The sequence below is a fragment of the Sorangium sp. So ce124 genome, from assembly GCF_051525235.1.
In the GTDB taxonomy this organism is placed as follows: domain Bacteria; phylum Myxococcota_A; class Polyangia; order Polyangiales; family Polyangiaceae; genus Sorangium; species Sorangium atrum.
On sequence record NZ_CP150312.1, the window covers coordinates 2,271,886 to 2,283,040 of the forward strand.

Annotated in this window: 11 protein-coding genes and 3 pseudogenes; 7 read left to right on the forward strand and 7 right to left on the reverse strand. The window is 68.6% G+C overall.

What is annotated here, in order from left to right; genetic code table 11:
- Nucleotides 1–13: 13 nt before the first annotated feature.
- Together WMF19_RS08590 and WMF19_RS08595 are read right to left on the reverse strand one after the other, a co-directional pair.
- Nucleotides 14–463 (reverse strand): hypothetical protein, encoded by a 450-nt coding sequence (locus tag WMF19_RS08590; protein ID WP_437898633.1) that lies wholly within the window; start codon nt 461–463, stop codon nt 14–16.
- Nucleotides 439–681 (reverse strand): hypothetical protein, encoded by a 243-nt coding sequence (locus WMF19_RS08595; protein WP_437898634.1) that lies wholly within the window; start codon nt 679–681, stop codon nt 439–441. The genes WMF19_RS08590 and WMF19_RS08595 overlap by 25 nt, the downstream gene beginning before the upstream one ends.
- Nucleotides 682–721: 40 nt before the next feature.
- On the opposite strand from WMF19_RS08595, the gene WMF19_RS08600 reads away from it, so the two are divergent.
- Nucleotides 722–964 carry a hypothetical protein gene (locus tag WMF19_RS08600; RefSeq protein WP_437898635.1) on the forward strand — a complete coding sequence of 81 codons (243 nt, stop codon included), beginning with the start codon at nt 722–724 and terminating at the stop codon, nt 962–964.
- Between the two features lie 13 nt (nt 965–977).
- Here the strand turns inward: WMF19_RS08600 and WMF19_RS08605 are convergent, their stop codons facing one another.
- Nucleotides 978–1,397: an outer membrane protein assembly factor BamB family protein gene (locus tag WMF19_RS08605; RefSeq protein ID WP_437898636.1), complete on the reverse strand. Its 420-nt coding sequence runs from the start codon at nt 1,395–1,397 to the stop codon at nt 978–980.
- A 140-nt stretch (nt 1,398–1,537) separates the two neighbouring features.
- Between WMF19_RS08605 and WMF19_RS08610 the strand changes: the two genes are divergently transcribed.
- Both WMF19_RS08610 and WMF19_RS08615 read left to right on the forward strand, forming a co-directional pair.
- Nucleotides 1,538–1,867, forward strand: a complete 330-nt coding sequence (locus tag WMF19_RS08610) for a hypothetical protein (protein ID WP_437898637.1) — start codon at nt 1,538–1,540, stop codon at nt 1,865–1,867.
- A gap of 169 nt (nt 1,868–2,036) precedes the next feature.
- Nucleotides 2,037–2,948 carry an SDR family NAD(P)-dependent oxidoreductase gene (locus WMF19_RS08615; RefSeq protein ID WP_437898638.1) on the forward strand — a complete coding sequence of 304 codons (912 nt, stop codon included), beginning with the start codon at nt 2,037–2,039 and terminating at the stop codon, nt 2,946–2,948.
- A 135-nt stretch (nt 2,949–3,083) separates the two neighbouring features.
- Here WMF19_RS08615 and WMF19_RS08620 read toward each other — a convergent pair.
- Both WMF19_RS08620 and WMF19_RS08625 read right to left on the reverse strand, forming a co-directional pair.
- Nucleotides 3,084–3,521: pseudogene (locus WMF19_RS08620) on the reverse strand (sigma factor-like helix-turn-helix DNA-binding protein); the annotation flags it as partial.
- 116 nt (nt 3,522–3,637) lie between these two features.
- On the reverse strand, nt 3,638–3,826 hold the full coding sequence (locus WMF19_RS08625) for a hypothetical protein (protein WP_437898639.1): 189 nt from the start codon (nt 3,824–3,826) through the stop codon (nt 3,638–3,640).
- 354 nt (nt 3,827–4,180) lie between these two features.
- Here WMF19_RS08625 and WMF19_RS08630 point away from each other — a divergent pair, with 354 nt between their 5' ends.
- Both WMF19_RS08630 and WMF19_RS08635 read left to right on the forward strand, forming a co-directional pair.
- The gene (locus tag WMF19_RS08630; RefSeq protein ID WP_437893382.1) at nt 4,181–5,044 is read left to right on the forward strand and encodes a tyrosine-type recombinase/integrase; all 864 of its coding nucleotides are present in this window, start codon (nt 4,181–4,183) and stop codon (nt 5,042–5,044) included.
- 6 nt (nt 5,045–5,050) lie between these two features.
- A complete protein-coding gene (locus WMF19_RS08635; protein ID WP_437893383.1) occupies nt 5,051–6,325 on the forward strand; it encodes an IS91 family transposase in 1,275 nt (424 codons plus the stop codon).
- Nucleotides 6,326–7,108: 783 nt separating this feature from the next.
- Here WMF19_RS08635 and WMF19_RS08640 read toward each other — a convergent pair.
- The gene (locus tag WMF19_RS08640; protein WP_437898640.1) at nt 7,109–7,453 is read right to left on the reverse strand and encodes a WD40/YVTN/BNR-like repeat-containing protein; all 345 of its coding nucleotides are present in this window, start codon (nt 7,451–7,453) and stop codon (nt 7,109–7,111) included.
- Between the two features lie 418 nt (nt 7,454–7,871).
- Here WMF19_RS08640 and WMF19_RS08645 point away from each other — a divergent pair, with 418 nt between their 5' ends.
- Nucleotides 7,872–9,374, forward strand: a complete 1,503-nt coding sequence (locus tag WMF19_RS08645) for a choice-of-anchor Q domain-containing protein (protein ID WP_437898642.1) — start codon at nt 7,872–7,874, stop codon at nt 9,372–9,374.
- 94 nt (nt 9,375–9,468) lie between these two features.
- Here the strand turns inward: WMF19_RS08645 and WMF19_RS08650 are convergent.
- A pseudogene (locus tag WMF19_RS08650) lies at nt 9,469–9,801 on the reverse strand (TetR/AcrR family transcriptional regulator); the annotation flags it as partial.
- A 165-nt stretch (nt 9,802–9,966) separates the two neighbouring features.
- Here WMF19_RS08650 and WMF19_RS08655 point away from each other — a divergent pair.
- Nucleotides 9,967–10,281 (forward strand): annotated as a pseudogene (locus WMF19_RS08655) (zinc-binding dehydrogenase); the annotation flags it as partial.
- Nucleotides 10,282–11,155 lie beyond the last annotated feature (874 nt).

Genomic DNA, 11,155 nt, shown 5'->3' on the forward strand with positions numbered 1-11,155 from the left:
GCACGGCCTCGGGCTAGTCGTCCTCCTCGACGTCGTGCTCGATCTCGAGATGCCCGTGCCGCCGGAGGTAACGGAGCATCCGCCCGACGGCGTGCTCTAGGACCTGACCGACCTCGCGCGTTCGCAGGTGACCGAGCTCGTTCCACACGAGCTCGGTGCCGTCTTCGTGATAAGCCGCGTCGAGGAAGACCACGTGCAGATGCGGATTGAGCCGCATGTCGCCGGACGTGCGTTGCACGACGGTCACCGCGCCGCTCTTGGCCGCGCCGCACGCGCCTCGGCGCGCGGCGCGCTCTTCGTGGAACCGCTCCACGCTCTCGACGAAGATGCGGGTCAGCACGCCGAACGACGCCCCGTCCTGGGCGAGCCTGCGCCGCCACGGAAACGGAAACGTCAACACCCACGGACGGTGCGCCACCTCGGGCAGGACGTCCTCGTTCAGGTTCGCCGCCGTGGCACACATGCGTCGGCCCAGACACGACGGGCAGAAGCCGCGTCCTTTACAGCTGAAGGCACCAGCCGACTCTCTTCGCAGCGCTCGCACCGGAGCCGCGCGAACCCGCGGCAGAGCAGCCCGCAGTCGAGGTAGGCTTCGAGCTCCTTCTTCGCGTGCTTGGGTGTCCGGACGGCGATGGCGCCGTCGTCGATGGCCCCGTACAGCGTCTCCACGTTGTCGCGCACGATCTCGTAGAGCGTCGTCTTCTCGGGACGATGGCTCCTCGTGCGGTGCCTCCGGGACGCGGCCGAGCCGGAGCAGGCGTTCGCGGCCTTCGAGCGTCTGCGGCGGCCGCGCGTCGAGGCGATCGTCCGCCAAGCGCGGCGGCACGGCAGCCGCAAGGCGATCGCCGGTCCGGTGGCCGAGTGGTTCCGCGACCGGGCGCTGCCGCTGTTCCTGCGGCTCGGCGCGGCGGTGCAGGCGCGCGTGCACGCGTACCGGATCGACTGGGAGGCGCGGGCGGCGTAGCGCCGGGGGGGCGTCAGTCCTTGTCGTCCGGCTGCGCCACATTGTCCGGCACGCCCAGGGCGACCGGGCCCATCCCCTTGCTCTTGAACTGGTTGTGCCAGAGGCTCTTGCCGGTGAGCGAGAAACACTCCACCTCGCCCTGCTTGGCGACGTAGAGCCGGTCTCCCTCCAGGAGGAGCGTGGCGCGGCCCTGCGTGGCGGCCTTCACCTCCCAGAGCAGCTCGCCCGTCGGGTAATGCAGACAGGCGACGCGGCTGAAGCTCGCCGCGTAGATCGCCGCAGGCGTGATCAGGAGCGCTGTGGAAGAGAAACCGACCCCGGCCTGCTTGTACTCCCAGAGCACGCGCCCGGTGGCCGGGTCGACGCCGAAGATCTGATCCCGGAACGCCGCCACCAGCACCGGCGCCGCCGCGATTGTTCGGTATTCGCTCATACGTCCCCTCGCTTCCTGATTGCGTCCAGCGAGCTATCAGCGGGGGGGCGGCGCGGCAAGGTGCGAGCACGTGCGGGGTCGCGAGCCGCGCGCACGGCGGGCTCGATAAAAGCCATGCCGGTCATCTGGTTGCTCGCGATATGACGCATCCCTGGCTCAGGAAATGGTCGGTCTCGGACTTCGGCCAGCGAATCTACCTCGTACGCGCGAACCACGCGCCCGATGATCCCTCCAGGGCACACCTGGAGCGCGTCCCGCCCCTGTTTGCATCGTCCGCGATCGATGCCCGGCGGAGCGAGGATCTCCACGTCCTTCAGGAGATCTACTGCGAGCTCACCCTCTGCGGCCGGTCGAGCCTGCATCAGCAGGACCAGCGAATTCTCCGCGACCGGATCGCCGCCCGGGTGCGTCAGGCCTTGAAGCACGGAGAGCTCGTCGCTCTTCGCGAGATCCACGCCTCGGCATTGTAGACAATATTACATATCCGAGTAAACTCGTTGGATCTGTTAGTATTTATACGCGGATCAGTGGATCGTATTTCTTGTATGTTATGCCAACCGCCGGTCGTTGGCGGAAAACTCTTGACAGGTCGGAATGGCTTCGCGCGGGCTATCCTCGGTGGCACGCTAGCGCGAACGCTTGGACGGCCTCGAGCTCGTCAAGGCGAGCCCGCGGCGCCGCGAACGTCGCGACGAGCACCGGCGGTCCCTCGGGCCGCTCCTCTTCGCCGTCGTCCCGTCAGCTGGAGACAGCCAGTCTTTCGATCCATTCCAATACTTATTACACGGAGTTGAGATTGCCATGCTCAGCAATAAAGTCGTTTTGATCACCGGGGCCACATCGGGAATCGGGGCCGCGACAGCGATCGCGGCGGCGCGGGCCGGCGCCAAGGTGGTGCTGGCCGCGCGACGCCAGGAGATGGGCGACGCGCTCGTGGCCCGCATCAAGGTGGAGGGTGGAAACGCGCTGTTCGTCCGCACCGACGTCACCGTCGAGGCGGACATCCAGGCTCTGATCGAGCGCACCGTGGAGGCCCATGGGCGGCTGGACAGCGTCTTCAACAACGCCGGTATCGCCACCGCGCTCGGGCCGCTCGCGGACGTGCCGGTCGCCGATTACCTCGCTCTCATGCAGGTCAACCTGCACAGCATCTATCTGTGCATGAGGTATCAAGTGCCCGTCATGAAGAAGGGCGGCGGCGGCTCGATCGTCAACTGCGGCTCGATCGCCTCCACGGTCTCTGCGCCCGGGTTCGGCGTCTATGCCGCGACCAAGCACGCGATCCTCGGCCTCACCAAGTCTGCGGCCATCGACTACGCGGCGGACAAGATTCGCGTCAATGCCATCCTGCCCGGCCCGGTGGAGACCGAGATCTGGGATCATATGCAAAGCGGCGAGCAGGTGCTCGACGCCTTCGGCGCGGCCACGCTGATGAAGCGGTACGCGCACGCAGACGAGATCGCTCGACCGGCGGTCTTCCTGCTGTCCGACTGGTCGTCGTACATGACCGGCACGCAGCTGACCGTGGACGGCGGCTACACCGCAGTGTGACCCGGGGCAGCGCGCCTCGGAAGATCCAGGCGCGCTGCCGGCACCTCGCCGCGACGTCGTTCCCGAGGAGCGCATGCTCGCGCAGATCGTGAGCCGGCCCCCTGAGACGGTTCGTACGATGCTGCCGAACATCAGCCGGTAGAAGCGCTCGTTGGCGGCGCGCCCGGAGACCCAGGTTGGCGCCGGCGGCATGGTGGTGCGCATGTCTTCGTGGAACAACGCGACCAGGGCATCCAGGTTCGCCTCCTCGAAGGCGCGCACGTACTGTTCGAGCAGACGCGGATCCACTTGCGTGGTCCTCGCGATGTCGACCGGCTCCGCCCCGCCGATCTTGCTGCCGGTCGCGGAGCGGGCGCGGAACAACGCGCTGTTCGCGGCCTCCACGCTCGTAGCGAGCGCTTGCGCCGTCTCCGCCGCCGACAGTCCGACCACGTCGCGGAGCAGCAGCGTCGCGCGCTGCAGCGGGGACAGGCATTGTAGGGCCGCCACGAAGGCCAAGGCGACGCTCTCCTTGAGCGCGTGGCGCGCTTGGGGGTCGCGCTCCTCGACGCCTTCCAGCCAGGCGCTGGGCATGGGCTCCAGCCAGACGGGCTCTTCGACGCGCGGAGGTGGGGGCACGCGCGTGAGCCATGACTCGAGGTGCGGAAACTCGGCCAGCGAGAGCCCGCACAGGGGCGGCGAGCGCGGACTCACCCCTCTGGTGCGACCGGCAGCCCGAGCAGCCGGCCGAGCGCCTCGTGAACGACCCGGGCCGCCACCTCGTCCCCGAGGGCGACGGCGCGGCTCAGGATGCTGGCGAGCGAGGCCAGCACGACCGCTCGAGGCGGCGGATCGGTCGCGACGCGCTCCCCAGGCCCCGGGCTTGACGCTTGGACCAAGCCGCTTCGCGGCAGCTCCTGTGCCTGCTGAGGTCGACCGCGATGACTGCTGCGACCGCGAGCGCGATGCGGACGAGGTGCAGGAGCTCGGCGTGAGGCTCAAGAAGCTGCTGCGGGCCCTGCTCCGTTAAGCATTGCGGATACCGAGCCGCGGTTTCCTGCCGCGGCTCGGATCCTTGTCTTCGCTGCGGTTGTCACGGCAGGCATTGCTGCCGCAGCGCGGATTTTGCCAGTATTTATTGCGAAAAAAGAGCCCGGCGCCGCGCAGGACTGGCCGCCCGCCGCCTCATTCCCTGCCCACCCTGCCGTTCGCGACGCCCCTGCCCGGGCGCCGCGTCCACCAGGAGGGCAGCGATGGGACAGCTCCGCGATCGAATGGCCGAAGACCTGAAGCTGCGGCGATACAAGCCGTCGACGTGCGACAATTACCTCCGCTGCGCACGGGCCTTCGTAGCCTACCACCGCAAGCCGCCGCAGCAGATGGGTCTCGACGAGGTGCGCGCGTTTTTGCTCTACCTCGCCGAGCAGCGAAAGATCGCGGAGGCGACCCAGCACCAGTACGTGGCGGCGATCAAGTTCCTCTACGCCACCACGCTCGGGCGTCCGGAGGTCGCCGTCGCGATCCCCTGGCCGAAGGTACCCCAGAAGCTGCCGCCGGTCCTCAGCGGCACCGAGGTCGAGGCGCTGCTCAACGCGATCGGCTCGGTCAAGCAGCGCACGATCGTCCTGACGGCGTACGGCGCCGGTCTGCGGATCGATGAGGTCTGCTCGCTGCGGGTCGAGGACGTCGACAGCAAGCGCAACCTCATCCACGTCCGCAATGGCAAGCTCGGGCGTGATCGGTACGTGATGCTCAGCGCCCCCGTGCTGACCGCGCTGCGCATCTACTGGCGGGCGGAGAGACCCGCTGGACCGGAGCTGTTCCCGGGTCGCAAGCAGGGCTCGGTCATCTCGCACGAGGCGGTGCGCAACGCGCTGCGCGAGGCGGCGAGGCGCTGCAAGCTGCACAAGCGCGTCACCCCGCACGTGCTGCGGCACAGCTTCGCCACCCACCTGCTCGAGCTCGGCACCGACATCCGCGTCATCCAGGCCCTGCTCGGCCATCGCTCCATCCGCACCACCGTCCGCTACGTCCGCGTCAGCCAGGCTCACGTCGGTCGCACCCGCAGCCCGGTCGAGGTGCTCGGCACCCAGGAGGCCAAGAAGAAGCTCGGCTGAGGTCGCGTGCACCCGCATCGCCTGGCGCCGCGGCCCGCGGCGACGGGTAGGCCTCGTCTCGAGGTCGCGGATATCGTCCGCGCCCACGGCGAGGCCTACCTGCGCGCCCACGCCGTCTCCGCCGCCCAGCGCAAGGTCCTACGCGACATCGCCGCGTGCAGGACCGCGGTGCTGGGCGGCCATGTCGACGTGTGCACGAGCTGCGGCCACGAGCAGCCCTCGTACAACTCCTGCCGCAACCGCCACTGTCCCAAGTGCCAGAGCCTCAGCCAGGCCAGGTGGATCGCCGAGCGGCAGCAGCGCATCCTGCCGACGCACTACTTCCACGTCGTCTTCACGCTCCCGGCTGAGCTGCGCCCGCTGGCGCTCGTCAACCCGCAGACGGTCTTCGATCTGCTCTTCCAGTGCGGCTCGCAGACCCTGCTCACGCTCGGCCGCGATCCCAGGCGGCTCGGCGCCGACATCGGTGTCACCGCCGTGCTGCACACCTGGAGCCGCAATCTCAGCTTCCATCCGCACCTGCACTGCATCGTCACGGGCGGTGGGCTCTCGCTCGACGGCTCGCGCTGGATCGAGGGGCGGCGCGGCTACCTCTTCCCTGTGCAGGTCCTCGGCAAGCTCTTCCGTGGCAAGTTGCTCGCCGCGCTCCGGCAGGCCTATGATCAAGGAGAGCTCGACCTGACCGGCGAGGCCGCCGCGCTGGCCAACCCCGCTGCCTTCGCTGCGCTGCTCGGCGCGCTCTACCGCAAACCCTGGGTGGTGTACGCCAAGCCGCCCTTCGCTGGGCCCGAGCAGGTCTTTGCTTACCTCGGTCGCTATACCCACCGTGTCGGGCTGTCCAATCACCGGCTGCGGTGGATGGATGAGCGCGGCGTGTGCTTCCGGACCCGCGGAGACAAGACCGTGACGCTCTCCGCAGAGGAGTTTCTGCGTCGCTTCCTGCTGCACGTGCTGCCTCATCGCTTCGTGAAGATCCGACACTTCGGCTTGATGGCTGCGTGTCACGCCACCACCACGCTCGAGGTGGCACGCACGAGGATCCTGGCGGCGCGAGACGCAGGGCAGTGCGCTGTCGGGGGAGATGAGCACCGGGAAGCCAGCTCTCACGAGCACGAGCCCTCTGCGCGCCACGTCGTCAAGGTCGACTGGTGCACGCTGCTCGCCGAGCTCACGGGGATCGACCTGTCCATCTGTCCTCGCTGCGGTCAGGCTGCGATGGCTCGCCGCCCGCTGCCGTCGTGCGTCGTCGCCTCTTCCGCTGCCCCTCCGGACACGTCATGAGCATTGCTGGCCTGGGCAGGAGCAACAACACCACCTCCGTTGCGCGGCGGTCAGGGATCGATCCGCCTTCTGCGCCGTCCACGTCGGCGGCGTGCGTGCTTCTGGGCCTCCGTCGGCGCCGCGCTCTGCCTCGGCACGTCTGCGCCCAACGTCGTGGCGGCGGGATGCACCACGCGTGCGAGCCCCGCCACGCCCGCCCTCTGCTGCCTTCTCGGGCAGGATCTCCATAGGCCTCGCGACCGCCTCGCCCGGCCGCGAACCGGCCCGGTCCAACCCGACGTTTGCGGGACTGCGCCGGGACCTCGCCGCCGCTGCTGCTCAGGCGCAGTCCCGCAAACGCCTATTCATTGGGCCCGGGTTGGGCCCACGCCTTCCGAGGGGCTGCGGTCCGTCGTCACGCCCTCCCAAAATCCCAGGGCATCCGACGTATCGCGACGGTTCGTCCCCGCGGAATCGTCCCGCCAGAGAAACCGGTCGATAGCGAGCGATCGCTGGAAACAGCAGCGATTTTCATAGTTTCCGCTTGCTTCGCCGCCGAGGGCGGCTCCGGTGTGGCCCAACGCGGCGCCCTCTGCCGCCGCATCGCCCGCTGTGAAGGGCCCGCGGCATCACCGATCGGGGTCGGCGCCTGGCCTGGCGGCGCAGCGCCGAGGGATTCTCCTTCGGTCGCCGCCCTGTTGCCGGGCCCTTCGACTGTCCTTCGAGCGCGAGCGCGGGGAAGCGGCCCTCGGCGTCGAGCGCGGCGGCCTCCAGGCAGAGGCCTCCGAGGCTCGTCCCGGCTCCTCAGGTCTGGCCGTGATCGCCGGAGCGGAGCACCGTCCCGCCGAGCCCCACCGCGATGGCCTCGCCGTCGTCCCGCAGGGCGACGCCGCGCAGGTCCGCGTTGGCGCCGCAGCGCACGTCGGACCAGCGCTGCCCTCCGTCGCTCGAGGCCAGCAGGGTGCCGCTCAGCCGGGCGGCGATCAGCGCAGGGCCGGCGCCAGCGAGCGCGCTCAGATCCTGCCGGATGGACGTCTGCACCCTTCTCCAGCGCTGGCCGCCGTCCTCCGAGCGGAGCACGTGGCCCTCGGATCCCGCGATGACAATCAGGTGGCCTCGTCCCCAGACGGCGCTGTGCCGGATGCTCATTCCGACCAGGATGACAGGGCCATGCCCCGACGCGCTCGCCTGCGCTGTCGCCCCGCCGATACCCGTCCCGCGGAGAGCGCCGCTCGATGGGCCGCGTCAGCGATGCGAGCAGCGCGCCGAGGACGACAGCGACCACCTCGCCTTCCGCGTCGATGTCGATGACGATCGTCGCGCGCTCGGTCACGAGGCGCAGGGTGGGATTTCCTACGACGAGCTCCATGGAAGAGAGGCCTTGATGAAACGCTGAGCGATGTCAGGTGGGAGCGTTCTTGGAACCAGGAAAATGCGCATGGTGCTCGTGCCGCGAGCTGACAAACTGGAAAGGCGCGGAAGGGCTGCGTGCGATGTTGAACGGTCCACGCCAAGACGCCTCCGCGCGTGCAGCATTCCTTTCTCGCAGAGGGGGCCGAGGATGAGCATGGTACGAAGAGCCGTGTCAGCGTTCGTCGCGCTGGCTGTCGTGGTCGCAGGGGCGCGCGCCGCGCGCGCACGCACCATCGACGTGCCGGAAGACTACCCGACGATCCAAGCCGCCGTCGAGGCGGCCGAAAACCACGACAGGATCCGCGTCGCCCCAGGCACGTACCCGGAGTCCATCGCGTGGACCGGCAAGTCCATCGCGCTGATCGGCGCCGGGCCGGACGCGACGATCGTGGATCCGAGCCTCGGGCCGGGCGGCCGGTGTCTGATGCTGGTCGACGTCCCCCCTGGCACCAGGGTGGAGGGCTTCACCTGCCAGAACGGCACGACCGACGCGACCAGCCCGGACGGCGGCGGGATGCTGATCCAGGGGGGCCGTCTGCAGGTCAAGAGGGTGGTTCTTCAGAACAACCTCGCGTTCGGGAACGGAGGTGGATTGTGGATCGAGGGGGCCAACGTGACCCTCCACGACGCCAGCTTCCTCAACAACGAGGCCGACAGCAGCAGCGGCGGCGGAGGCGGTGGGCTAGGCATCACGCTCGGTGGCGAGGTGAAGGTAGTGCGATCCATCTTCTCCTTCAACTTCGCCAACCCATCAGGGGGCGGCCTCATCGTCCTTGACGGCAGCCGCGCGAAGGTGGTTGAATCCCGTTTCGAGGGGAATTTCGGCAGGAGCGGGGGCGGGATCTGGTCCGTCGACAGCGAGTTGAAGGTCTCCGGCTCCGTCTTCTCTGGCAACGTCAGCGACTTCAGCGGGGCCGCGCTCGGGGGCTCCAACAGCAGCGTCGATGTAGCCGATTCGACGATCGACGGCAACGAATCGGACTCACGCCAGCAGCACGTCATCAGGGTCAGCGGGAGCCTGGCGATGTTCCGGTCGAGCATCACCGGCAACCTGGGTGGCGGGATCTCGTCCACCGGCGACCTCACGGTGCTCGACTGCTTGTTCGCGAACAACACCGCAACGAGGGGTGGAGGGATCAACACCACGGGCACTGCGCGCGTGACCAACAGTGTATTCTTCGCCAACACGGCGAACGGCGCCGGCGGCTTGAACGATATCGAGGCGCTAGGCGGCGCGATCTACGCGAACGGCGATCTGAGCGTGACGAACTGCACCTTCTACGGCAACCTGGCCCAAGGCTTCAAACTCCCCTCGGATGGCGGCGGGTTGTACGTCGCCTCCGGGACCACAACGGTGCTCAACTCCATCCTCTGGGGAGACTCGCCCAATGAGATCGCGGGCCCCGGAACGGCCGTGATCACCTACAGCGACGTGATGGGCGGCTATCCCGGCACCGGCAACATCGACCAGGATCCGCTCTTCATGGCCCCTGCTGAGGGCGATCTGCACCTCCAGGCTTCCTCGCCCGCCCGGGATGCCGGGCTCTTCACCAGCTCCTTGCCGAGGACGGACCTGGATGGAAATCCGCGCGTCTCGGGGGCCGCTCCCGACATGGGCGCTTACGAGATCCGCGGAGGAAGAAGGGGGTGTGAATGACCTCGCAGGGGTGCGAGGCTCGCCCCGGGGTCGTGCACGCGCCGTGGCGGCACCGCGAACATACGAACACCGAAGGCGCTCGCGCGGCGCGCGCCAGGCCTGGCAGCATGCCGTTCTTGGTCGCGATCCAGTCGCCGAACAGGTCCATCCAGCGCCGCATCGCCACGGCCGGCGGCAGCTGGTCGAGCAGCTCGCGGGCGCCGGTCGTCAGCCGCACGACCTGGCTCCGGTAGACCGCATCAACCAGCGACTCTCTGCTGGGGAAGTGCCGGTAGAGCGTGGCGATGCCGACCCCGGCCTCGCGGGCGATCGCACGCATCGACGGCTCGGTGTCAGCCGACGCGAACACGCGGGTCGCCACCGCGAGCAACTGATCGCGGTTACGGGTTGCGTCCGCCCGTGGCGCGCGGCTCTCCGCCTCAGTCAAAACGGAGCGCGCTCCGTTTCTTGTGTTGCGGTCATCCATGGAAACGGAGCATAGTCCGTTTCAGTGCGTTCCGTCGTTCCAAGGGGACAGGAGAGCATGCAGAAACTGAGCGATCAGCTGTCGACGAGCAGGAGCCGGGCGGTCCGGCTCGATTCCTTCGGCGGCGACCGGGTCCGTGCCCTCGCTCCCCGCGGTATCACCGCTGCGATCGACCTTCATGGAACGGAGACAGCGCACGCCGCAAGGGCACTCGGCGTCCCTGACACGCGCATCACGACCATCGCCGCCCAGGTCGACGGGATCACACCAACCAACGGCGCCAACGCCGCCCCCGGCGCCCTGGAAAAGCTCGCTCGCCTGATTGCGACCGGCCGACTCCGGGTACCCATCGCCGCAAGCTTCCCGGTCGAGCAAATCCGCGCCGCGGTCGAGCTCCAGGCCGGCCGGCACGTGAAGGGCAAGGTCGTCATCGACCTCTAGGAAAACGGCCTGCTCCTCTCACCCGTCGCCTCAGCCGCGCTGCGTCGCCATTCGCGAGCGCGTAGGTTAAAGAAGCCGGATCGCAGCGCGAGGAAGCGTAGCGCAGCAAACCGAAAGGCGGGCCGCGAGCGTCGTGATGGCTCGGTCCTGGGTCGAAAGAGCGTGGTCCGGGCGTCGATCTCGCAGGTGACGACCTCTGCGCCGTGAGGTCCGAACCAGCGTGTGAAGTGCTCGGCGTTCGTCCAGACCTCGACGACGAGGTCACGCGGTGCACCGAAGACACGGCTGACGGCCTCGCTGCCAGGGGGGATCACGTCACTACCGCTTCTTCGCATGGACATTTCCCTTCTCTGGGCGAGCGGGAGCGGAACGAACCGCATCGCGGATGTCATCCGCGACGCCCTTCCGCAGCTACCTCGAGACAAATGTGAACGTTCACAAATCGACGGTCAATTCGAAACGACCGCCGGCGACGGCCCTCGCGCTCCGAGGGCAGACAGGTCTCCTCCCGGAGCGCCGCGTCGAGAAGGACGGGCATCGGGCCGCGGTTACGCAGGCGCTGCAGCGCCGCCACACCGGCGCGCGGCGGCGCGACCTCGAGCTGGCGATGCGGTCGCCGCGCCCCAGCCGCCGATGCGCCGATCGGCTTCGAGCTCGTCGATGGGGCCGGCGATGATCGAGGTAAGGCGCCCGCCCCTCTAGCCGCAATGCCGGTCAGTCAAGGCGGCCGCTGGCGGCCAGCGCCCGCGCAAGTGCCCGAAATTACTGGGCGCCACCGGTCCGCGAAGCGCTCAATTGACCGGCATTGCCTCTGGCCGCGGCGCTCCGGAGGAGCCCGCCAGCCTCCTGATCCCTCGGGATCGAGGCACTTACA

Excerpts from the sequence above, each read along its gene's own strand:
- WMF19_RS08605 (WP_437898636.1), bottom strand. The coding sequence starts at position 1,397 with ATGAGCGAATACCGAACAATCGCGGCGGCGCCGGTGCTGGTGGCGGCG.
- WMF19_RS08610 (WP_437898637.1), top strand. The coding sequence starts at position 1,538 with ATGACGCATCCCTGGCTCAGGAAATGGTCGGTCTCGGACTTCGGCCAG.
- WMF19_RS08590 (WP_437898633.1), bottom strand. The coding sequence starts at position 463 with ATGTGTGCCACGGCGGCGAACCTGAACGAGGACGTCCTGCCCGAGGTG.
- WMF19_RS08645 (WP_437898642.1), top strand. The coding sequence starts at position 7,872 with ATGGTACGAAGAGCCGTGTCAGCGTTCGTCGCGCTGGCTGTCGTGGTC.
- WMF19_RS08630 (WP_437893382.1), top strand. The coding sequence starts at position 4,181 with ATGGGACAGCTCCGCGATCGAATGGCCGAAGACCTGAAGCTGCGGCGA.
- WMF19_RS08640 (WP_437898640.1), bottom strand. The coding sequence starts at position 7,453 with ATGAGCATCCGGCACAGCGCCGTCTGGGGACGAGGCCACCTGATTGTC.